Source organism: Nocardioides faecalis (assembly GCF_018388425.1).
GTDB lineage: Bacteria > Actinomycetota > Actinomycetes > Propionibacteriales > Nocardioidaceae > Nocardioides > Nocardioides faecalis.
On sequence record NZ_CP074406.1, the window covers coordinates 2675608 to 2698931 of the forward strand.

Here is a 23324-nt window from a genome sequence, read left to right on the forward strand (position 1 = left end):
GACCTCCTGCGGCCGGTCCGGCGACGCCTTCGGGCGTCAGCCTAGGGCGCCGGGGGCCGCCTCGGGGCCGCCTCGGGGCCGACGACGATCAGGTCGACTCCCAGCGGAAGAGCAGGGCCGCGAGCGCGGTGACGACGGCGGCGAACCCGGCGAGCACCAGCAGCGCCGGCACGGCGGCGGCCGGGCCCTCCCCGCGCACCATCACGTCCAGCATGCCCTCGTTGAGGTGCTTGAGCGGCAGCACGCCGGCCAGCCGTTGCAGCCAGTCGGGGGCACCTTCGAGGGAGAAGAAGGAGCCACTGAGGAACGCCATCGGCAGGACCAGGAAGTTGGCCAGGTTCACCGCTCCCTCGGTGGTTCGCGCGACTGCCCCGGCGAGCAGGCCGAGCGCCATGAAGCACAGCGTGCCGACGGCGACCAGCGGCACGGCCATCCACCACGAGCCGGTCAGGGTGAGCCCGAAGGCACCGGCCCCGACACCGAGGAAGATCGCCAGCTGGCCGAGCGCGATCAACAGGGTCACCGCGACCCGGGCGCCGACGATGGTGCCGGTGGACACGGGCGCCAGCTGCAGGCGGCGCAGCAGCTTGCTCTGCCGCCAGCCCTGCAACGTGGCCGCGGCCCCGAAGGCGGCGCTCATCGCCACCGCCCAGCCGAGCAGGCCGGGCGTGACGAACTGGATGGTGGTCAGCGAGTCGTCCTCGACCGCCTCGGTCACCAGCGAGTACGCCGGCGGTTGCCCCGTCGCGGCGACGTTGGCGCCGTCGACGAACGCCTGCAGGGTGCCCTGGGTGACCGCGGCCCGGACCTGGTCGGTCTGGGTGTAGTGCGCCACCACGCGGTCGCCCTGCTGGGTCAGCACCACGTCGGCGTCGCCCTTGCGGACCTCCGCCAGCGCGGCGTCGAGGTCGTCGCTGCGGGTCACCTCGAAGGTCGCCGCGAACGCCTCGCGCTGCTCGGCGGGCAGGTCCTCCAGCAGCGGCACCGCGCCGACCTGCACCAGGTCGATCTCGGACTGCTCCTGGTTCGCCAGCAGGCCACCGAAGAGCACCAGGAACATCAGCGGGAACACGACGGAGAAGAAGACCGCGGCCTTGTCGCGCAGGAAGCCGCGCAGGATCGCCACCGACAACGCCCGAAACGCCGCGGCCCGGCCCGCGCCGGTCTCGGTGCCGGTGCCGGTGCCGGTGCCGGTGCCGGTGCCGGTGGGCGTCTCGGCTCCGGCCCGGGTGGTCTCGTGGCGGCTCATGCGCGGAACTCCCGTCCGGTCAGGGCGAGGAAGACGTCCTCCAGGTTTGCCGTGTGCACGCTCAGCCCGGCGAGGGCGTCGCGGGCGCCGAGTGCAGCGACGACGGCACCGGGGTCCCGGGTGGTGAGCACGAGCCCGTCGACGGTCTCGGTGCTCTCCAGCACCGCAGGCAGCGCGGCGGCGTCCGAGGCCGCCAGGGCGCCGGGGGCCAGCGTGATCCGCACCGGCGCGTCGAGGTCGCGCACCAGCGCGGTGGGGGTGTCGAGCCGCAGCACCCGGCCGGCGTCCATCACCGCCACCCGGTCGCACAGCACCTCGGCCTCGTCCATGTGGTGCGTGGTGAGCACGACCGTGCGTCCGCTGTCGTTGATCGAGGACAGCAGGTCCCACAGGTTGCGCCGCGACTGCGGGTCGAGCGCGGCGGTGGGCTCGTCGAGGAAGACCAGCTCGGGATCGTGGACCAGGGCGCAGGCGATCGAGAGCCGCTGTGCCTGGCCCCCGGAGAGATCCTCGACCCGGGCGTTCGCGCGCTCGCCGAGGCCCACGCGCTCCAGCCACGCGTCCGCGGGGCCGCGGCCGACGCCGTACAGGCTGGCGAAGGTGTGGATCTGCTCGCGGGCGGTGAGCCGCTCGAAGAAGGACGACGCCTGCAGCTGCACCCCGATCCGCGGCCGCAGCCGCGGGTTGCGGGGCCAGGTCGGCTCCCCCAGCACCCGCACCTCGCCGCGGTCCGGGCGGCGCAGCCCCTCGAGCATCTCCAGCAGGGTGGTCTTCCCCGCGCCGTTGGGTCCGACCACGCCGAGGAACTCGCCGCGCGCCACCTCCAACGACACCTCGGCCACCGCCGCGAACCCGTCGTAGCTCTTCGCCAGGTCATGTGCACTGATCGCAGACATCGGTGAGCACCCTAGGCCCCGGCGCCCCCCGTCCCGGCGGTCCCGGGGCGGGCTCAGGTCAGCAGCGTGCGCACCACGCGCAATCCGACGGAGACCTTGGCGATGTCGGTCGGCTCGTCCTCGCACACCTGCGCCAGCGAGCGCGCCGCCTGCTCGACCACGCCGTCGGCCTGCTTCTCCCAGGCCGCCACCCGGCGCTGCGCCCGCCTCCGGCCGGCATCGACATCGGTCTCGGCACCGGTGTCGGTGTCGGTGTCGGTGCCCTCATCGGCATCGGTGGCCTCCGAGGTCGCCTCGAGGTCGACGTCGGTGGTCGCCGCGAGCACCTTCTCGGTCAGCTGGGCGTGCACGCCGTGCAGGTCCTCGCGCAGCGCGGCGCGGGCCATCGTCTGCCACTGGTCGTCGCGGGGCAGGTCGGTGATCCGGCGCTGCAGCGTGGAGATGCCGAGCCGCTCGGCGAGCGCGAAGTGCACGCGCGCCACCTCGGCGGGGTCGAGGGCGTCGCGGCCGGCGATCTCGACCACGTCGAGCAGCATGTGCGCGACGGCGTACGACGCCACCCGGGCGGCGAGCTCGGCGGGCACCTCGGCGTCCTCGAGCCACTGGCGCCGGGACTCGTAGGCGGCGAGCTCGGAGCCGCACAGCAGCTCGGGCAGCCGGAGCATGGTGGCCTGCACCGGCTCGGCGAACTCGGCGACGGTGGAGGCGCTGTCCAGCGGGGTGCGCCGGTTGCTGATGAGCCACCGGGAGGCCCGCTCCACCAGCGTGCGCATCGCGACCCGCATCCGGGTCTGCAGCAGGGCCGGCATCACGTTGTCGTACTGCTCCAGCTCGGTGCGCAGCGCCAGCGACCCGAAGATCTCGCGCGCCACGAAGTTCGCCCGGGTGAGGTCGGCGGCCGACGCGCCGGTCTCCACGCTCAACCGCGGCCAGTAGGTCATCCCGGCCCCGTTGACCAGGTCGTTGACGACCTGCGTGACGATGATCTGGCGGCGCAGCGGGTGGTCGCGGACCTGCTCGGCGTACCCCTCGCGCACCGGTGCGGGGAAGTAGGACTCCAGGTCGATGGTCAGGTAGGGGTCCTCGGGCAGGTCGGAGGCGAGCAGCTCCTCGCTCAGCACGATCTTGGTGTAGGCCATCAGCACCGCGAGCTCGGGCTGGGTGAGCACGCCCTTCGCGTCGATCCGGCGCCGCACCTCCTGCCGCGAGGGCAGCGCCTCGAGCGCGCGGTCCAGCAGGCCACGGCCCTCCAGGTGCCGCATCCACTCCTCGTGCACGTGCAGCAGCGACGGGGCGTTGCGCGCCGCGTTGGCCAGGGTCAGGTTCTGCTCGTAGTTGTCGCGCAGCACCAGCTCGGCGACCTCGTCGGTCATCGACGCCAGCAGCTCGTTGCGCTGCTTGGCCGTCAGGTCGCCGGCCTGGACCACCCGGTCGAGCAGGATCTTCAGGTTCACCTCGTGGTCGGAGGTGTCCACGCCGGCGGAGTTGTCGATGAAGTCGGTGTTGATCAGGCCACCGTTGAGGGCGTACTCGATGCGCCCGCGCTGGGTGAAGCCCAGGTTGCCGCCCTCGCCCACGCAGCGCACCCGCAGCTGCGCACCGTCGACCCGGATCGCGTCGTTGGACTTGTCCCCGGCGTCGGCCTGCGACTCCGTCGACGCCTTCACGTAGGTGCCGATGCCGCCGTTCCACAGCAGGTCGACGGGGGCGAGCAGGATCGCGCGGATCAGGTCCGCTGGTGTCATCCGCGCCACGTCGTCGGCGATGCCGAGGGCGTCGCGGACGTGCTGGTTGAGCGGGATCGACTTCGCGCTGCGCGAGTACACCCCGCCGCCGGTGGAGATCAGCGAGGTGTCGTAGTCGGCCCAGCTGGACCGGGGCAGCTCGAAGAGCCGCCGGCGCTCGGCGTACGACGTCGCCGCGTCGGGCTGGGGGTCGAGGAAGATGTCGCGGTGGTCGAACGCCGCGACCAGCCGGATGTGCTCGGAGCAGAGCATGCCGTTGCCGAAGACGTCGCCGGACATGTCGCCGATGCCGACGACGGTGATGTCCTCGTCCTGGCAGTCCACCCCGAGCTCGCGGAAGTGTCGGCGCACCGAGACCCAGGCGCCGCGCGCGGTGATCCCCATCGCCTTGTGGTCATAGCCCACCGAGCCGCCGCTGGCGAAGGCGTCGCCGAGCCAGAACCGGTAGTCGGCAGCGACCCCGTTGGCGATGTCGGAGAAGCTCGCGGTCCCCTTGTCCGCAGCGACCACCAGGTAGGTGTCGTCGTCGTCGTGACGCACCACGTCGGGCGGTGGCACGACCTCGCCGCCGACGAGGTTGTCGGTGAGGTCGAGCAGCCCGCGGATGAAGGTGCGGTAGCAGGCCACCCCCTCCCCGAGCCACGCCTCCCGGTCGGAGGGGTCGGGCAGCTGCTTGGCGTAGAACCCGCCCTTCGCCCCGACCGGGACGATCACGGTGTTCTTGACCATCTGCGCCTTGACCAGGCCGAGGATCTCGGTGCGGTAGTCGTCGCGCCGGTCCGACCAGCGCAGCCCGCCGCGCGCGACCGCGCCGAAGCGCAGGTGCACGCCCTCCACCCGCGGGGAGTAGACGAAGATCTCGAACCGCGGGCGCGGGTCCGGCAGGTCGGGGACCTTGGTGGGGTCGAGCTTCAGCGACAGGTACGGCTTCGGCCGCCCCGTACGACGTGGTGCGGGCCGGGTACCCCCGCGCCCGATGTGGCCGGCGGGGTCGGTGCCCGGCAGCGGCTCGTCGTCGTCCTGGAAGTAGTTGGTGCGCAGCGTGGCACGCACCAGCGCCAGGTAGGAGCGCAGGATCCGGTCGGCGTCCAGGCTGACCACGTCGTCGAGGGCCCGCTCGGCGCGCTGGACCAGCGCGGCCTCCCGCTCGGCGCGACCGGCCTCGGCGGCGGGGTCGAAGCGGGCCTCGAACAGGTGCACCAGCAGCCGGGTCAGGTCGACGTTGTCGACCAGCGCGGCCTCGATGGAGCCCAGCGAGAACGGGCTGCTGCCCTGCTTCATGTAGCGGGCGTAGGCACGCAGCACCATCGCCTGGCGCCAGGTCAGCGCGGCCCGCAGCACCAGCCGGTTGAACCCGTCGGTCTCGGTCAAGCCGTCCCACATCGCCCGCAGCGCGTCCGAGAACAGGGCGCGGGCGTGCTCGGGCAGCGCGGCGTCGTGCCGCAGCCCGAAGTCGTAGACGTAGGTGGGCCGCTCCAGGCCGGTGAGGCTGTAGGGCCGTTCGTCGATGACCTCCACCCCCAGCGAGGAGAGCATCGGCAGCACGTCGCTGAGCGAGAGCGGCTCGCCGACGCGGAACACCTTGAACCGGGCCTCGCCGTCGTCGGCGTCCAGGTCGGCGTACAGCGTCTGGTCGAGGCCGCCCGAGGAGATGCCCTCGAGCCGGGCGACGTCGACCGCGGCGGTGCGGGCGGTGAAGTCCTCCTTGTAGGCCTCGGGGAAGGCCTCGCCGTAGCGCCGGCCCAGCACCGCGCCGACCTCCTCGCCGTACTCGGCGCTCACGGCGTCCAGGAAGTCCTCGGTCCACGACCGCGACGCGTCCACGAGGCGCCGCTCCAGGTCGGCGGTGTCGATGTCGTCGCCGATCAGCTCGCCCCGGGGCACGTGCACCACGAAGTGCACCCGCGCGGTGGCGGACTGGCTGATCGAGACGCTGAACTCGACGTCGTCGGCAGTGATCCGGCCGCGGCCGATCCGGTCGAGCAGGATGCGCACGAACCGCTGCCGGACACCGGTGTTGTAGCGGTCCCGGGGCAGGTAGACCAGCACCGAGAGGTAGCGGCCGTAGGTGTCGCGCCGGATCAGCAGCCGCACCGCGCGACGCTCGCGCGCCTGCATCGCAGCCTGCACGATCGGCACCAGCTCGTCGACCGGGGTATGGAACAGCTCGTCGCGCGGGTAGGTCTCCAGCGTGTCCAGGAGGGCGGCGCCGTCGTGGCTCTTGGCGTCGAAGCCGCTGCGCCGCAGCACCTCGGCCACCTTCTCCCGCAGCAGCGGGATCCGCAGCAGCGACTCGGTGTAGGCGGCGCTGGAGAGCAGGCCCAGGAAGCGGCGCTCGCCGACGACCTCGCCGTCGGGGCCGAACACCTTCACGCTCACGTTGTCCAGGTAGGCGCGCCGGTGCACCGTGGAGCGCGAGTTGGCCTTGGCCAGCACCAGCAGGGTCTTCTCCCGCGCCTTCGCCCGCACCGCCTCGGGCAGCCGGGTCAGCGACACCTCCTCGGCCTCCGGTGTGCGCCGCTCCCGCAGGATGCCCAGGCCGGTCCCCGGCACGGGGCGCAGCACCTCGTCGTGACCGCCGCCGGACACCGGGACGCGCTCCAGCAGGTACTCGCGGTAGCCGATGAAGGTGAAGTGCTCGTCGGCGAGCCACTCCAGCAGCTTCTTGGCCTGGGCCACCTCCGCGGCGTCCACCGGCAGCGTGGCCTCGTCCAGGTCCGCGACGATGTCGGCGACCTGCTGGGTCATCCGCGGCCAGTCCGACACCGCGGCCTGCACGTCGCGCAGCACCCGCAGGCAGGCCTGGCCCACGTGGTGCGGCGACTGCGCGTCGTCCCCGTCGCGGTCACCCTCGCTGCTCCCGTCGCGGTCTTCCTCTCGGTCACCGTCGCGGTCACCGTCGTCGGGCAACCGGGCGATCTCGACGTGCATCCAGGACTCGCGGATGGCGTCGGGTGCCGGCGCCGTGGAACCGGCGAGGACAGGCTCCGCGGACAACAGCCGGCCCTCGGCGTCGCGGCGCACGTCGAAGGTGGGGTGCACGACCATCCGCAGGTCGTGCAGCCTGCTGCCCAGCTCCATCGTGATCGAGTCGACCAGGAACGGCATGTCGTCGCAGACCACCTCCACCACCGAGTGCCCGGCGGCGGACCAGCCGTGCTCGCCGACGGTGGGGGTGAACACCCGGACCTTCGGCATCCCGGGCAGCCGCTGCTGGGCGAGGTGCTGGTGGGAGGCGAACGCCCCGTAGACGTCGACGTCGGTGCGGGCCGCGAGCTCGTCGGTGCCTGCGTGCCGGTAGTAGGCCGGGAGCAGCGTGGCCAGGCTCTCGACGTCCGCCTGGCCCGCTTCGCCCGCGCCGCCCGCGGCGCGGTGGCGTCCCGAGCCGGCCAGGGCCGCGGCGGCGGAGAAGATGCGCTCCCGATCAGGGTCGGACATGTCGGGGCCGAGCGTCGTCTTTGACACGCCTCGACCCTAGGGGGCGCCCGAAACCCGGACAACCGTGTGCGGTGCGCCATGATGACGCGCATGAGGTTCTCCCGTGAGCTGTTCTACGCCGCCCCGCCCGAGGACGTGTTCGCGATGCTCGCGGACCCCGCCTACCGCGAGGCGGTCGGTGCGGCGCAGGGCGTGGTGTCGCTCGAGGTGAGCAGCACGCCGACCGGCTCCGGCCGCACCGTCGTGGTCGACTCGGTGCAGCGCACCGCCGGCCTGCCCGCGATCGCCACCAAGGTCACCGGTGAGACCAGCCGCGCGATCGTGCGCGAGGAGTGGACCGACCCCACGTCCGCGACCGTGCGTGTCGAGAGCCCCGGAAAGCCGGCACGGGCTGCCGGCACGATCAGCCTCGCCGCCGACGACGCGGGCAGCCGCTACACGGTGGCGCTGGACCTGGAGGTCAAGGTGCCGCTGCTCGGCACGAAGCTGGAGAAGATCATGGCCGACACCGTGTCGGCCGGCCTGGACGCCGAGCACGCCGTGGGCGTCGCCTGGTTGGAAGGAGACCGTTGATGGCCACCCGTCTGCTGCAGGAGCAGGTGTACGACGCTCCGCTGGCGCAGGTGAGCGCGATGCTCACCGACCGTGCGTTCCGGGAGCAGGTGTGCACCGCCCAGCATGCGCTGGACCAGGACGTGACGGTCACGCCGAACGCCGGCGGCACCACGGTCCACATCGAGATGACCCAGCCGACCGAGGGCGTGCCGGGCTTCGCCAAGAAGATCGTCGGCGAGTCCACCACCGTGGTGCAGACCGAGACCTGGACCAGCCCCGAGCACGCCGACATCGTGGTCACCATCCCCGGCAAGCCCGGCGAGATCCGGGGCACCGCCACCCTCGTCGAGGTCGGCGGGGTGACCACCGAGACGATCGACCTGAGCATCACGGTGAAGATCCCGCTGATCTCCGGCAAGCTCGAGGACCTGCTCGCCAAGCTGCTGCGCAGCGCCCTGCGCGCCGAGCAGCGCACCGGCACGCAGTGGCTGGCCGGCTGACCGGCCGCAGCTGATCGGCTGGTGCTGAGAGGCCTGGCCCGCCCCTACGAGGCGTCCGGGCCGGGACTGTCCGCGCTGTGGGCGCGCTCGGCGGCCGGGCCCTCGGGCACGTGGTGCTCCTCGTGTTCGGCGGCCGCCTCGCGGGCGGCGTCCGCGCGGCGTCGTACGGCGATGACGACGGCGAGCACCAGGAACGGCCCGAACGCCAGGCCGAAGGTCAGCGCCTGCTCGTAGGGGTGCAGGCTCCCGAGGTGCAGGGGGATCACCTCCCCATGCTCGCACGCCTCAGTCTGGGCGCGAACTCCCGTCGGCCCCACCCCGGCCGCGGGTGCGGGGCCGGGCCGCCCGCGCCCCGCGGCGGCCCCGCGGAGCACGCTGTCGGGTCTCCGAGGACAGCTCGAGCAGCTCGTCGAGCGCCTCCCGCACGCACACGCCGAGCAGGTCGGCGTCGGGGATCCAGTCCCGGTCGGCGGTGATGCCGTAGAAGACCCCGCCGTCGTACGACGTCACCCCGATCGCGAGCGGGTGGCCGGGCACGAGCGGCGGCACCGGGTAGCTGGCGACCATCCGGGCGCCGGCGGCGTACAGCGGGGCCTGCGGTCCGGGCACGTTGGTCACCGACAGGTGGTAGCCGCGGCGCAGCTCGGTGGCGGCCACGCGCGAGCCGATGGCATGGAAGGTCGTCGGGGCGAAGCCGGCGAGGCCGGCCAACCGGTTCGCGGCGACGCTGCGGCCGGTGTCCTTGTGCGCCTGGAAGGAGTAGGAGACCTGGTGCAGCCGCACGACCGGGCTCTGCTCCCCTACTGGCAGGTCGACGAAGTGGGCGGCGATCTGGCTGCCCAGCGAGGTGGCCTCGAGCTCCTCGTCGATCACCGAGACCGGTACGACGGCGCGCACCTGGCGCAACCCGCCGAGCGACTCCGCGCGGGTCATCAGCCACGCCCGCAGCGCGCCGGAGAGCGTGGCGAGGATGACGTCGTTGATCGTGCCGCCGTGCGCGTCGCGCACCTGTCGGTAGTCGTCGAGGCGGGTCTGGACGGCGACGATGCGACGCTGCTGCGAGAGCGGCCCGTTGATCACGCCGTTGCGCTGCGGGCTGCGGCCGGTGGCGGCGGCGAGGAGGCCGCGGGCGCGGGCAGAGCCGTGGCCGGCGGCACGCAGCACCGCCTGCGAGCCCGAGCGGGCCGTGTCGAGCGCGGCGAGGGGGTCGGTCAGGTTCTCCTTGACCGCCGAGGCAAGCACGGCCGCGGAGCTGGGCGCGGGCCGGGGCGCCCAGTCGTCGGGGTCGAGCTCGCGGGACTCGGGATGCAGGTCGAGCAGCAGCTGACCGAGGTCGACGGTGTGCACGCCGTCGACGAGCGCCTGGTGGGTCTTGGACAGCAGCGCGACGCGGCCGCTCTCCAGGCCCTCGACGAAGTAGATCTCCCACAGCGGGCGGCTGCGGTCCAGCGGCCGCGAGACGATCCGACCTGCCAGCTCCAGCAGCTGCTCGCGGGTGCCGGGGCGCGGCAGGGCGGAGCGGCGCACGTGGTAGCCGAGGTCGAAGTTCTCGTCGTCGACCCACACCGGCGCGGCCAGGTTGCCCGGCACGGTGAGGACGCGTTGGCGGTAGCGCGGCACGAACGCGATCCGGTCCCGGACCAGCCGGACCAGGCGCGCGTGGTCGAGCGCGTCCGGGCCGGTGCCCGGGTCGAAGACCTCGATGGTGACGTTGTGCAGCGGTGTCTGCGGGCTCTCCTCCGCCAGGAAAACCGCGTCGCGTGGCCGGACCCGATCCACTCGTCCTCCGAAGGTCGCTCCGCCCCCGATTCCCTGTCGGCGGGGGTCTGCTGAGATTCTGGCAGAGAAATGGGAGTCGGACCGGGACGTCGACGCCCCTGATCTGCTGTCACAGGAGGATCCATGCAATGGCTCCGGACCAGCGGTGCGCTGGTCGCCGCCCTCGCCCTGACCGCGACGCTGAGTGCCTGCGGTGACGAGGAGAAGTCGCCGAGCGGTGAGCCGGTGGTCGTCGAGATCACGGTGTCCGACGGCAAGATCGAGCCGAGCGGCGAGCGGGTCGAGGTGGGCGCAGGCGAGCCGATCGACCTCGTGGTGACGGCGGACGAGCCGGGTTCGATCCACATCCACTCCGACCCCGAGCAGGAGCTGGCCTACGAGGCCGGGACCAAGACCTTCCCCATCCAGATCGACCGACCCGGCGTCGTGGAGGTCGAGTCGCACGACCCCGACCAGATCATCGTGCAGCTCGAGGTTCGGTGAGCGGCCCTGGCCGCGACGGTGACGGAGGTCTGGGCGGCGGCCTGAACGGCGGCCTGAACGGCGGCCTGAACGGCGGCCTGAACGGCGGCATCGTCGAGGCGCACGGCATCGGCGGCTCCTCCGACCTGCCGATCTCCCTCGAGCTGGCCGTCTCCGGCGCCGTGGCGGCCCTCGTCGTGTCGTTCACCGTGCTGGTGGTGGCCTGGCGGCGCCCCCGGTACGACGACGGCCAGCGCCCGGGCCGCGCCGCCTGGCCGTGGCTGGACCGCCTCACCGGCGCCCGCGGCTTCGCCGTGGGCCTGCGGGTGCTGGGCATGGTGCTGGCCGCCTACACGGTGGCGACCGCCCTGTTCGGCAAGGCGTCGCTGACGAACCCGTTCTTCGGCATCGTCTACGTGTGGTGGTGGGTCGGGCTGGTGCTCGCCTCGGTGCTGCTCGGCCCGGTGTGGCGGGCGATCAGCCCGGTGCGCACCATCAACGCCGGCATCGCCCGGATCGCCGGCACCGACCCCGAACAGGGGCTGTTCCGCTACCCGGCGTGGCTGGGCTACTGGCCGGCGGCGCTGGGCCTCTACGCGTTCGTGTGGTTGGAGCTGGCCTACGCCTACCCGACGCAGCTGGGCTCGGTGCGGCTGTGGTGCGCGATCTACGTCGGCGTGATGCTGGTCGGCGGCGCCCTCTTCGGCAACCGGTTCTACGACCGTGCCGACCCGTTCGAGGTGTACTCCTCGCTGGCCGCCAAGCTGTCGCCGTGGGCGCGAGTCGACGGCCGGCTGGTCGTACGCAGCCCGCTGGCCAACCTGGCCACCGTCCCGTCCCGGCCCGGCCTCGTCGCCGTGGTCGGGGTGCTGTTCGGCAGCACCGCCTACGACTCGTTCTCGGAGTCCTCGTTCTGGGTGCGCACCTACCAGGACGCCTCCATCAGCAAGGTGTGGCTGGACAACGCCGCCCTGCTCGCGTTCTGCGTGATCGCCACCGCGCTGATCGCCATCGGCAGCGCGGCCACCCCCAGCCGCGGCGAGGTGCCGCGGCGCGAGCTGCCGCGCCGCTACGCCCACTCCATCGTGCCGATCGTCATCGGCTACGTGATCGCGCACTACCTCACCCTGCTGGTCGACACCGGCACGCAGACGCTGGCACTGGCCAGCGACCCGTTCGGCAAGGGCTGGGACATCCTCGGCACGGCCTCGCTCAAGCCGTCGTACTGGTTCTCCTACCACCCCACGGTGCTGGCCACGATCAAGGTGCTGGCGGTGGTGGTCGGCCACGTCCTGGGCGCGGTCGCGGCGCACGACCGGGCGCTGAGCGTGCTGCCGCCCCGCGACCAGATCACCGGCCAGCTGCCGATGCTGGTGGTGATGGTCGCGCTGACCGCCGGCGGCCTGATGCTGCTGTTCAGCGCCTAGCCGGAACCCGGCACCCGGCCCCGGCCCCGGCGCATGCTTCGGGACACGCCTAGGGACATGTCCTGGGACATGCCGTGGCCGGTCCCGGCCATGGCCGCGACCAGCTCAACGACCCCGCGGCGCAGCGCGGAGTCGCCGGCCTCGGTGAGCAGCCGGCCGGCGACCAGCGCCCGGTCCAGCGCGGCCTGGTCCTCGGGCAGGAAGTGCACCGGCACCGGGTCTGCGCCGTGCTCTGCGGAGCGGGAGAAGCCGGCGAGCATCGCGCGCACGTCGGCCTCGCGCCAGCCCAGCGTGGTCCGCATCCGGTTGACCACGACCCGGGTGGGCACGTGCGGGCGCACCTCGGCCACCTCGCGCAGCCCCCGGACCAGCCGGGCCAGGCCGACGGGGTCGGCCGCGCCGACCACGACCAGCTCGTCGGCGACCTCCACCGCCTCCCGGGTCAGGTCGTTGCGGCCCGGACGACCCAGGTCGGCCGCCGGGTCGTGCTCCAGGCTGAACCCGGTGTCGAGGACGACCTGGCCCTGCTCGCGGGCGGTCTCCACGATCTCGGTCAACGCCCCGGGCCGGACCTCGGCCCAGCGGTCGGCGCGCGGCAGTCCGGTCAGCACCCGCAGCCGGTCCGAGAGCCGGCGCTGCACGCCACCGAACCGCTCGGCCAGCTGACCGGAGGAGGACAGCCGTGCGGCCGCGAGCAGCCCGGAGACCTCGTCCAGGATGCCCAGCTGCTGCGCCACCGCCCCGCCGTAGGGGTCGGCGTCGACGAGCAGGGTGTCCAGACCGCGGCGGGCCAGCTCGCCGGCGAGCGCCGCGGCCAGGGTGGTGCGGCCCGGCCCGCCGGTGGGGCCCCAGACCGCGATCACCCGTCCCGGCCCGCCCGCCGGCACGATCGGTCCGCGCACGGGCACGTCCGGGTCCGGCGGTCCCCACAGCACGGCACCGGGTTCGGATGCCGGGCCCGCACCTGGACCGGCACCGCGGCCCGGGTCGGTGAGGTCGCTCGGGAGCGTGGTGAGGACCTCGGCGACCTCGCCGATCCGGTCGGCCGGCAGCACGGTGGCGATCCCGACCCGCGCGGCCCGGGGCTGGGTGTGGTCGGGGTCGGCAGCCACCCCGACCAGCCGGACACCGTGGGCGGCGAGCTCGTCGACGACGGCACGGTCCAGCCCCGGCAGGTCGGTGCCGAGCACCGCGACCTCGGGCTGTCCGGTGCTCGCCGTGGCGAGCAGGTCGGCGAGGTCGACGCAGCGCTTGAGCAGCACCGTGCCGGGGTGCTTGGCCAGCGCCGCCAGGGCGCCCGGCTCCCACGCGGCCCCGGTCGAGACCAGCACGACGACGATCATGTCCGCCTCACGAGCGCTGCAGGATCCGGATCACCGGGTCCTGCAGCGCACCCAGCAGCCGCTCGAACTCCGCGGCCCGCTCCTCCTCGACGGCCACCACGAGCTGGCGCGCCCCGGTGACCGCGAACGTGTCGTCGTACGACGGCGCGGCGACGACGGTGACCTCGCTCAGCGCCGGACCGCCGGAGCTGCCGGGGCTGCCGGGGCTGCCGGGGCTGCCGGGGGTCGGGGGCGTGCGGCCGGAGTCGCCGCGCGCGGTGTCCTCGTCCCGCTCGCCGGTGAGGGGAGGCACCTGGGCGCCTGCACCGGCTCCGTCGGTGATCCAGACGTCGACCACCGACCCGGCCACCACGTCGGGCGGCACCCGGTTGGGGTCCACCTCGAGCGGGACCTGCACCACCTGCGCGGCGTCGACCTGGCCGACCGCCGAGCGGGCGAGCAGCTCGCCGGCGCCGACCGCGCGGATCAGCGCCAACCCGTCCGGCAGCGGCGCATCGGCCGAGAAGTAGCGCTCCAGCACCGCGTCGTCGGCGAACCGGACCCGCTGCGCGCGCAGGTCCGCGCTGCTGAGCGGAGTGCCGCTGCCGCGGTCGGCCTCGAGCACCCAGACCGCGACCGTGTCATCGGCAGCGTCGAGCAGGCGGGCACCGAGGACGACCGAACCGGCGACCAGGACCACCCCGATCCACAGGCGCGGGTCCCGCCAGCCGGGACGGGACACCCGGGTGGCGCGGGGCGGCGCGGGGACGCCGGGAGCAGCCGGGGAGGGACCGGAGGCGGTGGGCACGCGCCCATCATGCAACCGGTAGCCCGCCTCGTCACCTGCTTCTCCACAGGACGGCGTGGCCTGCGCCGGTGCCGTCGGGGCAGGGTGCGACGATGTGCGCATGGCCGGCACCCCACGGTTCCTCACCCTCGCCGACGTCGCGGAGGTGCTGAACACCTCCAGCGCGCAGGTCTACGCGCTGGTGCGGCGTGGGGAGCTACCCGCGATCAAGATCGGCGGGCGGGGCCAGTGGCGGGTGGAGGCCTCGCGCCTGGAGGAGTACATCGCCGAGCAGTACCGCTCGGCCGAGCAGTACGTCGCCGAGCACCCGTTCGTGGACTCCGACGCGACCGAGTAGCGACCGAGCAGCGCCTGAGCAGGCGCCTGAGCAGGCGCCCCGCAGGCCTCAGGAGGCCGGGTCGTCCTCGCCGTCGAGCGTGACCTCGACCTCGCGCTCGTTCCCGCCGCGCTCGATCGTGAACTCGATGGTCTGCCCGGGCTGGTAGGCCCGGATCGCGACGATCAGGGCGATCCCCTCGGTCACCCGGGCGCCGTTGACGCGGGTGATCAGGTCGCCCTTGCGCAGCCCGGCCTCCTCCGCAGGGCTGCCGGAGATGATCTCGTCGAGCTCGGCGCCGTCCCCGGTGGGGACGCCACCGGTCTTCACCTTCGCCCCGATCACCGGGTACTGCGCCTTGCCGGTCTTGAGGATCTGGTCGGCGGTGACCCGGACCTGCTCGACGGGGATCGCGAACCCGACGCCGATGTTGCCGGCCTCGGAGTCGATCGAGCCGCCGCCGGCGGTGGCGATCGCGGAGTTCACCCCGATCACCTCGCCCTGCATGTTGAGCAGCGGTCCCCCCGAGTTGCCGGGGTTGATCGCCGCGTCGGTCTGCACCGCGTTGATGTAGGAGGACTCGTCGGCGGAGGCGCCGGTGGTCACCGGCCGCTGGAGGTAGCTGACGATGCCGGAGGTCACGGTGCTCGGCAGGCTCAGCGGCGAGCCGATGGCCACCACCGGCTCCCCCACCCGCAGCTTCTTGGAGTGGCCGAGCTTGGCCGGCACCAGGCCGTCGCTGTCCTCGACCTCGAGGATCGCCAGGTCGTAGACGGCGCTGCGGCCCACGACCTTGGCCTCGTAGCGGTTGCGCTCGTTGTCGACGACCACGATCGGCCCGCCGCCCTTGGCCGCAGAGGCGATCACGTGGTTGTTGGTGACGACGTGGCCGTCGCCGTCCATCACCCAGCCCGAGCCGGTGGCGCCGGAGGCCTGGCCGTCGTACTCGGCGAGGACCTGCACGGTGCTCGGCAGCACCGCCTGCGCCACGGCCGCGACGGAGCCGGGCTCCTTCAGCGGCGGCAGCTCGACGAGGTCGGCCTCGGTGAGCCCGCCGCTGAAGCCCGCGGCGGCGGAGTCGTCGGTGAGCGCGTCGTGCCCGAGCGCACCGAGGAACCCGCCGGCCAGCCCGAGGACCAGCGCCACGGCGCCGACCGCGAGCCAGCCGGGGCGTGCACCCTCCCGGGTGCGCCGCCGGGCACCGGGGCCGGCGGGGCCCGTTACGACGAGCCGGTCCCCGGGATTCCCAGGGTCTCCGGAGACTGGTGCCCCGGGTGCCGGTGCACCGGGCTGGTCGGCAGGCGCACCGCCGCCCGGGATGGCGGATCCGGCGGAGGCCCCGGTCGTGGACGCGTCGACGGGCGCGGGCATGGGTGCGGCGCCGGGCGGCATCAGCGACGGCGCCAGCGAGCCGATCATCGAACCGGGCATCGAACCGGGGGGCAGCGGAGCGCCCGGGGTGGGCGCGTCGGCGCCCGAGGGCCGGGGAGCGGCGGGCACCGGTGCGCTGCCGGGCGGCGGGGGCGCCCACTGCGGCACGGGCGTCTCGGCGCGCGCGGGGGTGGCCGGGGCGGCGGGCGCCCCGGGCGGTACCAGCGGCGCGGGTGCGCCGGGCTGCTCGCCCTCGTTGCCGAGCGCGGCGGTGTCCTCGCGGCCCTCGTCGAGGTCGCCCTCGATCGGCTGGGTGGGCTCGCGGTCGGCGTCGTACGCGTCGTTCACGCCCTCATCATTCCCGACCGCCCCAGCCGCGGGCCTCAGGACCCGTCCGCGCGGGCCCTCCGGTCACCTCCGGCGACGGCTCCGGGACTCCATCGGGACGGGCTCCGGGGCGGGTCGAGAAGCGTCCGGCGATCAGGGCAGCATCCGCCGCAGGGGGGTGTCAGGGACGACGTCGAGGCGCATCGGGGCCGTGGTCGAGCCGGCGGGTCGCACGACCGTGGTGTCGACCTGGTTGACCGGCGGGCGCCGGTCGGCGCTGGGGACGAGGCCGATCGCGATCACCCCGAGCATCGCGGCCCCGACGGCACCGCCGCCGATGGCCGCGGCCCCCAGGCTGCGCCGCGAGGCCCGATGCTCGTCCACCTCGGCGAGGTAGCGCTCGCCGGGCGGCATGGACAGCAGCGACCCCTTGAGGCCCGAGGGCGCCTGACGGTCACCGGCGCCGAGGCCGGCCAGCCGGGTCTTCACCCAGCCCTCGCGCTCCACGAGGTCGCGACAGGAATGACAGGAATAGACGTGGGACCACGCCTCCTCGGCCTCCTTGGCGGAGAGCTGTCCGTCGAGCAGTGCGCTGACCCGGGTGCCGAGGTGACCGATCACGCCACCCCTCCCCCGGGGACCGCGACGGTGGCGGGGCCGGCGAACCGGGTGCGGTCACCGCTCGGGGCACGGTGGGCCAGCGCGGCGCGCAGCAGCGCGCGGCCCCGGTGGATGCGGGAGCGCACCGTGCCGAGCTTGGCGCCGAGGATGTCGGCGATCTCCTCGTAGCTGAGCCCCTCGATGTCGCACAGCACCACCGCGGCGCGGAAGTCCGGAGGCAGCGAGGCCAGAGCGGCCTCGACGTCGTCGTCGAAGGTGCGGGCGGCGTAGTCGGCCTCGGGTGCCGGCACGGGGCTGGAGATCCGGGCGGCACGCTCCTCCGACAGCGCGTCGAAGCGGATCCGCTGCTTGCGGCGGGCCTGGTCGAGGAACAGGTTCGTGGTGATCCGGTGCAGCCAGCCGGCGAACGTGCCGGGAGCGTAGGTGTGCAGGGAGCGGAAGACCCGGACGAAGACCTCCTGGGTGAGGTCCTCGGCGTCGTGTCGGTTGCCGGTGAGCCGCATCGCGAGGCGGTACACGCGGTCGGAGTGCTGCTCGACGATGGCTTCCCAGTCCAGGTCCTGGGCGGGCTCGGTACCACGCTCGGCCCCACGCTCTGCACCGCGGGCGGCCAGTGCGGCCAGATCGACGGGCGCGGCCACGTCGACCGGCTGGTCGAGGGAACTGGGCTGCACGCGCACGGCGGAGGGGAGGTCGACGGACTCCTTCACGACGGCCTTCTTCCGCTGGGTCAGTATCACGATCTGCTGCCTCCTCCCACGCTAGGGCTCCCGCCTGAGGGTTCCCTGTGAACACCCCAACGATCGGCTGGGACCCGGTGTTCCCACCAGTTCGGGCCTCCCGCGCCGTGGGTCCGCAGCGCCGCGGCGCCCAGCCCCTAGGCTGGGCCCGTGCCTGTGACACCGATGAACGCGACCAGCTGGACCTTCGCCGACGCCTACGTCACCGAGGACGACGTGCTGCGCACGGCCCGGGCACGCGCCGACGAGGTCGGTGTCGTGCCGATCTCCGCCGGCTCGGGCGCCACGCTGCGCTTCCTGGCCGCGGTGCTGGAGGCACGCGCGGTGGTGGAGATCGGGACCGGTACCGGCGTCTCCGGGATCTGGCTGCTGCGGGGCATGCGCCCGGACGGCGTGCTGACCACCGTCGACGTGGAGGCCGAGCACCAGCGCCTGGCGCGTCAGTCGTTCAAGGACGCCGGCGTGCCGACCCAGCGCGCCCGCACCATCGCCGGCGCCGCGCTCGACGTGCTCCCCCGCCTCACCGACGGCCACTACGACCTCGTCTTCGCCGACGGCGACAAGCGCGAGTACGGCGCCTACCTGACCGAGGCGCTGCGGCTGCTGCGCCCCGGCGGCGTGGTGGCGTTCGACAACGCGCTGTGGCACGACCGGGTCGCCGACCCCGCGCAGCGCGACGACGAGACCGTCGCCATCCGCGACCTCGTCCAGCAGGTCGCCGACACCGAGGGCCTGGTCCCGGCGCTGCTGCCCGTGGGTGACGGCCTGCTGGTGGCGAAGAAGGTGTGGGTCCCCGAGTCCGGGGACTGAGCCCTCTCGTGGAGACCGGCCGCACGGACAACGGCCGCGGCGTCGCGCTGGTCACCGGCAGCAGCTCCGGCATCGGCGAGGGCATCGCGCGCCGCCTCGCGGACGACGGGTTGCGGGTGGTCGTGCACTCCCACACCCGGCCCGAGGACGGCGCCCGGATCGCCGCCGAGATCGGTGGGGACCACCTCGGTGCCGACCTCGCCGACGAGGAGCAGGCCGCCGCGCTGGTCGCCGCCACGCTGGAACGGCACGGTCGCCTCGACGTACTGGTCAACAACGCCGGGATCAGCTGGCCGATCCCGCACGCCGACCTCGCCGCCGCCCGCGCCGAGGACTGGCGCCGGCTGCTGGAGGTCAACCTGATCGCGCCGTGGGTGCTCACCACCGCCGCGCTGGAGGCGCTGCGCGGCTCCACCCGAGATGGTGGCGGCTGCGTCGTGAACATCACCAGCCACGCCGGGGTGCGCCCCAAGGGCTCCTCGGTGCCGTACGCCGCCAGCAAGGCCGCGCTCAACCACACCACCCGGCTGCTGGCCGCCGCCCTCGGCCCCGACGTACGGGTCAACGCAGTGGCGCCGGGCCTGGTGGACACCCCGATGACGCGGACCTGGGCCGAGGCGCACGAGACGTGGGCGACCCGCTCCCCCATGCGCCGGGCCGCCACGCCGGACGACGTCGCCGACCTGGTCTCCACCGTGGTGCACAGCCGCTACCTCACCGGCGAGGTCATCGTGCTCGACGGCGGGCTGAACCTGACCTGACCCCCGCCTCCCAAGCAGATTTGTCGTGATCGGCGCAGATCAGGACAAAACCGCTTGGGAAGCGGAGCAGGTCGGGGTCTCAGTCGTCGGCGACGCCGGCGAGCGGGTCGGGCGAGCCCAGCCAGCTGAGCACCAGCCGGGCACCGAAGCCGGAGGGCCCCACGGTCCACTCGTGCCAATCCTTCTCCACGTCGCCCACGGAGGCGATGTCGAGGTGTGCCCAGGGCACCTCGCCGACGAACGGGCGCAGGAACAACGCCGCGGTGATCGCGCCCGGTCCCCCGGGGTCGTTGCTGGCGTCGGCGATCTTCGAGGCGAGCTTGTCGACGTAGCCGTCGTAGAGCGGGAAGCGCCACAGCGGCTCCCCTGCGACCTCGCCCGCCTCGAGCAGAGCGTCGGCCAGGGCGTCGTCGTTGGCGAACAGCCCGCCCACCTGCTGGCCGAGGGCGACCTTCACGGCACCGGTCAGCGTGGCGACGTCGACGACGACGGCCGGGTCGAGCTCGCTGACCGCGTACGCCAGGGCGTCGGCCAGCACCAGGCGGCCCTCGGCGTCGGTGTTGCCGACCTCGGTGGTGCGTCCGCCCCAGTGCCGGATCACGTCCCCGGGGCGCAGGGCGCGACCGGAGATGGCGTTCTCCGCGGCGGCCACCAGGCCGGTGACGCGCACCGGGCAGTCCAGGTCGGCGAGCGCGGCCATCGTCGCGAGCACGACGGCACCGCCGGTCATGTCGCGCTTCATCGAGCCCATCGAGGCGGCGGGCTTGATCGACAGGCCGCCGGAGTCGAAGGTGATGCCCTTGCCGACGAGCACGACGCGCGGCAGCTTCTTCGCCGCGCGGGCGCTGATGCCGCGCGGGGTGTAGTCCAGGCGGATCAGCCGCGGGGGCGTCGCGGACGCCGCTCCGACGGCGAGGATGCCGCCGAAGCCCTCGTCGGCGAGCTGCTGCTCGTCCCACACCCGGACCTCGAGGCCGGCCTCGTCGGCGATCGCCTCGGCCTGCGTCGCCAGCCAGGCGGGATTCTTCAGGTTCGACGGCACGGTGGCGAGCTGGCGGGAGCGCCAGCCGGCGCCACCGAGCGCGACCGCCCGCTCCAGGGCGTCGCCGTCACCGGCGTACCCGGCGATGACGATCCGCGGCACGGGCACCCGCTCCGGGCCCTGGGAGCGCCAGTGGAACACGAAGCTGCCCAGCATGGCGCCGATGACGAACGCCTCGACGCTGCGCGCCGCGTCCACCTCGGTCGCGTCGTCGAGACCGGCGAGCACCGGCACGGAGGTCGCGACGGCCGTGCGGCCGAAGCTGGCTCGGGCGAGCGCCGCACCGGCACGGCGCAGGTCGATCGGGCGCGCCTGGCCGATGCCGACCAGCAGCACCAGCCGGAGGTCCGGGTTGGCCGCCGTGCCGTCGGGCACGGCCACGGTCGCCACCTCGCCGGTGGCGCCGCTCAGCCCGTGCACCTCCGCGGCGCCGACCAGGTCGACCGAGAGCTCGTCGGCGAGCTCGGCGGCACCGGGTCCGAGCAGGAACGGGACGTCGTCGTCGCCGGGCAGCACCGGCACGGCGACGACGTCGGCCCCGACGATCGCACCGGGCGGCAGCTCGCTGAGCGCGAACTGCGGCGGGGAGACCTGACCCGGCAGGGTCGGTCCGGTGGACGGCCGGGTTGAGGTCACCCGACCACGCTGTGGAGGGCCTCGCCGAGCGCCGAGGCCTCCTCGGCGTTGAGCTCGACCACGAGTCGACCGCCGCCCTCGAGCGGGACGCGCATCACGATGCCGCGACCCTCTTTGGTGACCTCGAGCGGACCGTCGCCGGTCCGTGGCTTCATCGCCGCCATGCGGCACCCCTCTTCCACTGACATCTGCAAGTTGCGTCGAGCGCACCCACACCCGACTGTGCGCCGCAACATTATCGCCTATGCCACAACCCCCGCGCAGCGATGGGCGAACTCCGGCGTGTGGCGACGCGAGCAGCCCGGTGCGCCTACTGCTGGTCCGTCGCCGGGTCGGCCACCGAGTCCGTGTCCGCGTCGGTGTCCCGGTCGGTGTTCCGGGCGGCACTCGGGTCGTCGTACGGCGTCGCCGCACCGGCCCGTTGGGCGTCGTCGAGCTGGCCGTCGAGCTTGGCGGCCAGCCGGGCCAGCAGGGCGTCGACCTCGGACATCCGGTAGCCCCGGAAGGCCAGGGAGAACCGCACACGGCGCAGGTCGTCGCCCTCCAGCGCACCGTCGGCGGGCACGAGCGCGTCGGGGCGGTCGTCGTAGGCGGGGGCCATCGGCTCGCCGTGCCCGGCGGCGAGCAGCGCCACCCCGCCCATGGCGAGCACGACCAGGACCGCGAAGACCCACATCATCACCGGTGCACCTCCCGCTCAGGAGCGTCGTCGGTCACGGGCAGCGACCATCAGCGCCACCGCCTCGTCGGGGTCGTCGGTCAGGGTCAGCATGTCGAGGTCGGACTGCTTGATCCGGGCGTCGTCCAGCATGGATCCGCGCATCCAGTCCAGCAGGCCCGACCAGTGCTCGGTGCCCATCAGCACGATCGGGAACTGGGTGATCTTCTTGGTCTGCGCCAGCGTCATCGCCTCGAACAGCTCGTCCAGCGTGCCCAGGCCGCCGGGCAGCACGATGTAGCCCTGGGAGTACTTGACGAACATCATCTTGCGCACGAAGAAGTAGCGGAAGTTGAGTCCGAAGCTCAGGTGGTCGTTGAGCCTGGCCTCCCAGGGCAGCTCGATGCCCAGGCCGATGCTCTGCCCGCCGGCCTCCAGCGCGCCCTTGTTCGCGGCCTCCATCGCCCCGGGGCCGCCGCCGGTGATCACCGCGAAGCCGGCGTCGGCGAGGCCGGCGCCGACCCGCAGACCCAGGTCGTAGGCGGGGTGGTCGACGGCAATCCGCGCGGAGCCGAAGACCGAGATGGCAGGGCCGATCTCCGCGAGGTCGTTGAAGCCCTCGACGAACTCGGCCTGCATCTTCATGACCCGCCACGGGTCGGTGTGCACCCACCCGACGTCGCCGCGGGAGTCCAGCAGCCGCTGGTCGGTGGTGGAGCCCTCGGGGCGCCCCGCGGTGGGCCGGGGACCGTGCCCGGTGCGCCGGGTCATCGCGCGTCCCCGCCGGCGCCCACGGCGCCGGTCAGCCACGCCCGCAGCTGCTCCTCGCAGCGCACGATCTGGGCGACCTCGACGTGCTCGTCCTGCTTGTGCGCGAACAGCGGGTCACCGGGGCCGTAGTTGACGGCCGGGATGCCGAGCAGGCTGAACCGGGCCACGTCGGTCCAGCCGAACTTGGGGTTCACCACGCCACCGACCGCCTCGATGAACGCGGCTGCGGCGGGCCGGTCCAGCCCGGGCAGCGCCCCGGGCGCGGAGTCGACGACGGTGACGTCGAAGCCGTCGAAGAGCTCGCGGACGAACGCCTCGGCCTCGGCCTCGCTGCGGTCGGGGGCGAAGCGGTGGTTCACGGTGACCACGCACTCGTCGGGCACCACGTTGCCCGCGACGCCGCCGCTGATCCCCACGGCGTTGAGCCCCTCGCGGTACTCCAGCCCGTCGATCACCGGGCGCCGCGGCTCGTAGGCGTTGAGGCGGGTCAGCACCTCCGCGGCGGCGTGGATGGCGTTGACGCCGCGCCAGCTCCGCGCGGCGTGGGCGCGCTCCCCGCGGGTGCGGACCTCGACACGCAGCGTGCCCTGGCAGCCGGCCTCGACGACGCCGTTGGAGGGCTCCATCAGCACCGCGAAGTCGGCCTCGAGCAGGTCGGGGCCGGACTGGCCGAGGAGGTTGAGGCCGTTGAGCGCGGCGTCGATCTCCTCGGCGTCGTAGAGCACGAACGTGACGTCGTGCACCGGCTCGGTCAGCGTGGCGGCCAGCCGCAGGATGACCGCGTCGCCGCCCTTCATGTCGCAGCTGCCCAGGCCGTGCAGGATCCCGTCCTCGAGCCGGCTCGGCAGGTTGCCGTTGACCGGCACCGTGTCCAGGTGACCGGCGAGCACCACCCGGTGGTCGCGGCCCAGCTCGGTGCGCGCCACGACGGTGTTGCCGTGCCGGGTCACCGACAGGTGCTCCAGCGCGGAGAGGGCCTGCTCGACGGCACCGGCGATCGCCCGCTCGTGGCGGCTCACGGACTCGATGTCGACGAGCTGGCGGGTCAGGTCGACGACGTCAGCGTGGATATCGATGGAAGGCACGCGGC

The 23324-nt window shown here is 73.6% G+C and carries 22 protein-coding genes; 7 read left to right on the plus strand and 15 right to left on the minus strand.

The annotated features are described in order from the left end of the window. Positions 1–88 precede the first annotated feature (88 nt). Genes KG111_RS12465 through KG111_RS12475 form a run of 3 tightly spaced genes read right to left on the minus strand, consistent with a single transcriptional unit; the run spans position 89 to position 7355 of the window. A complete protein-coding gene (locus tag KG111_RS12465; protein WP_205292825.1) occupies positions 89–1249 on the minus strand; it encodes an ABC transporter permease in 1161 nt (386 codons plus the stop codon). Then, positions 1246–2145, minus strand: coding sequence for an ABC transporter ATP-binding protein (locus KG111_RS12470; RefSeq protein ID WP_205292824.1), 900 nt, complete (start codon positions 2143–2145; stop codon positions 1246–1248). Before KG111_RS12470 ends, KG111_RS12465 begins: the two co-directional genes overlap by 4 nt. A gap of 53 nt (positions 2146–2198) precedes the next feature. Then, entirely contained in the window at positions 2199–7355 is a 5157-nt protein-coding gene (locus KG111_RS12475) for an NAD-glutamate dehydrogenase (RefSeq protein WP_249666118.1), read from the minus strand. Between the two features lie 63 nt (positions 7356–7418). On the opposite strand from KG111_RS12475, the gene KG111_RS12480 reads away from it, so the two are divergent. Both KG111_RS12480 and KG111_RS12485 read left to right on the plus strand, forming a co-directional pair. Then, a complete protein-coding gene (locus KG111_RS12480) occupies positions 7419–7901 on the plus strand; it encodes a DUF2505 domain-containing protein (RefSeq protein ID WP_205292823.1) in 483 nt (160 codons plus the stop codon). Beyond that, a complete protein-coding gene (locus KG111_RS12485) occupies positions 7901–8383 on the plus strand; it encodes a DUF2505 domain-containing protein (RefSeq protein ID WP_205292822.1) in 483 nt (160 codons plus the stop codon). The genes KG111_RS12480 and KG111_RS12485 overlap by 1 nt, the downstream gene beginning before the upstream one ends. A 44-nt stretch (positions 8384–8427) precedes the next feature. Here the strand turns inward: KG111_RS12485 and KG111_RS12490 are convergent, their stop codons facing one another. Next, positions 8428–8649 (minus strand): hypothetical protein, encoded by a 222-nt coding sequence (locus tag KG111_RS12490; RefSeq protein WP_205292821.1) that lies wholly within the window; start codon positions 8647–8649, stop codon positions 8428–8430. A gap of 19 nt (positions 8650–8668) precedes the next feature. Then, positions 8669–10162 (minus strand): WS/DGAT/MGAT family O-acyltransferase, encoded by a 1494-nt coding sequence (locus tag KG111_RS12495; protein ID WP_205292820.1) that lies wholly within the window; start codon positions 10160–10162, stop codon positions 8669–8671. A gap of 123 nt (positions 10163–10285) precedes the next feature. Here KG111_RS12495 and KG111_RS12500 point away from each other — a divergent pair, with 123 nt between their 5' ends. Both KG111_RS12500 and KG111_RS12505 read left to right on the plus strand, forming a co-directional pair. Further along, a complete protein-coding gene (locus KG111_RS12500; protein WP_205292819.1) occupies positions 10286–10645 on the plus strand; it encodes a cupredoxin domain-containing protein in 360 nt (119 codons plus the stop codon). After that, positions 10642–12051 carry a hypothetical protein gene (locus KG111_RS12505; RefSeq protein WP_249666119.1) on the plus strand — a complete coding sequence of 470 codons (1410 nt, stop codon included), beginning with the start codon at positions 10642–10644 and terminating at the stop codon, positions 12049–12051. The genes KG111_RS12500 and KG111_RS12505 overlap by 4 nt, the downstream gene beginning before the upstream one ends. Here the strand turns inward: KG111_RS12505 and KG111_RS12510 are convergent. After that, complete coding sequence (locus KG111_RS12510) at positions 12048–13394, minus strand: CpaE/TadZ family protein (protein WP_205292818.1); 1347 nt, start codon at positions 13392–13394, stop codon at positions 12048–12050. The genes KG111_RS12505 and KG111_RS12510 overlap by 4 nt on opposite strands. A gap of 7 nt (positions 13395–13401) precedes the next feature. Then, on the minus strand, positions 13402–14181 hold the full coding sequence (locus tag KG111_RS12515; RefSeq protein ID WP_205292817.1) for a hypothetical protein: 780 nt from the start codon (positions 14179–14181) through the stop codon (positions 13402–13404). Between the two features lie 100 nt (positions 14182–14281). Here KG111_RS12515 and KG111_RS12520 point away from each other — a divergent pair, with 100 nt between their 5' ends. Further along, entirely contained in the window at positions 14282–14518 is a 237-nt protein-coding gene (locus KG111_RS12520; protein WP_205292816.1) for a helix-turn-helix domain-containing protein, read from the plus strand. Between the two features lie 48 nt (positions 14519–14566). Here KG111_RS12520 and KG111_RS12525 read toward each other — a convergent pair whose 3' ends face one another. The 3 genes from KG111_RS12525 to sigE all read right to left on the minus strand — a co-directional run bounded on the left by KG111_RS12525 (position 14567) and on the right by sigE (position 17373). Continuing rightward, complete coding sequence (locus KG111_RS12525) at positions 14567–16216, minus strand: S1C family serine protease (protein WP_249666120.1); 1650 nt, start codon at positions 16214–16216, stop codon at positions 14567–14569. Positions 16217–16348: 132 nt separating this feature from the next. Beyond that, positions 16349–16816 (minus strand): anti-sigma factor family protein, encoded by a 468-nt coding sequence (locus KG111_RS12530; protein ID WP_205291977.1) that lies wholly within the window; start codon positions 16814–16816, stop codon positions 16349–16351. Continuing rightward, positions 16813–17373: an RNA polymerase sigma factor SigE gene (sigE, locus tag KG111_RS12535; RefSeq protein WP_240195898.1), complete on the minus strand. Its 561-nt coding sequence runs from the start codon at positions 17371–17373 to the stop codon at positions 16813–16815. Before sigE ends, KG111_RS12530 begins: the two co-directional genes overlap by 4 nt. A gap of 348 nt (positions 17374–17721) precedes the next feature. Here sigE and KG111_RS12540 point away from each other — a divergent pair, with 348 nt between their 5' ends. Then, the gene (locus KG111_RS12540; protein ID WP_205292108.1) at positions 17722–18366 is read left to right on the plus strand and encodes an O-methyltransferase; all 645 of its coding nucleotides are present in this window, start codon (positions 17722–17724) and stop codon (positions 18364–18366) included. Between the two features lie 8 nt (positions 18367–18374). Next, positions 18375–19127 (plus strand): SDR family NAD(P)-dependent oxidoreductase, encoded by a 753-nt coding sequence (locus tag KG111_RS12545; protein WP_205291978.1) that lies wholly within the window; start codon positions 18375–18377, stop codon positions 19125–19127. Positions 19128–19206: 79 nt separating this feature from the next. On the opposite strand, the gene KG111_RS12550 is transcribed toward KG111_RS12545, so the two are convergent. The 5 genes from KG111_RS12550 to dapE form a co-directional block, all read right to left on the minus strand. Continuing rightward, positions 19207–20805: a leucyl aminopeptidase family protein gene (locus KG111_RS12550; RefSeq protein WP_205291979.1), complete on the minus strand. Its 1599-nt coding sequence runs from the start codon at positions 20803–20805 to the stop codon at positions 19207–19209. Then, positions 20802–20969 carry a DUF3117 domain-containing protein gene (locus tag KG111_RS12555; protein WP_205291980.1) on the minus strand — a complete coding sequence of 56 codons (168 nt, stop codon included), beginning with the start codon at positions 20967–20969 and terminating at the stop codon, positions 20802–20804. The genes KG111_RS12550 and KG111_RS12555 overlap by 4 nt, the downstream gene beginning before the upstream one ends. 146 nt (positions 20970–21115) lie before the next feature. After that, complete coding sequence (locus KG111_RS12560) at positions 21116–21484, minus strand: DivIVA domain-containing protein (RefSeq protein ID WP_240195885.1); 369 nt, start codon at positions 21482–21484, stop codon at positions 21116–21118. An 18-nt stretch (positions 21485–21502) separates the two neighbouring features. Next, on the minus strand, positions 21503–22234 hold the full coding sequence (locus KG111_RS12565) for an LOG family protein (protein ID WP_205291981.1): 732 nt from the start codon (positions 22232–22234) through the stop codon (positions 21503–21505). Next, a complete protein-coding gene (gene dapE / locus KG111_RS12570; protein ID WP_205291982.1) occupies positions 22231–23319 on the minus strand; it encodes a succinyl-diaminopimelate desuccinylase in 1089 nt (362 codons plus the stop codon). The genes KG111_RS12565 and dapE overlap by 4 nt, the downstream gene beginning before the upstream one ends. Positions 23320–23324: the final 5 nt, after the last annotated feature.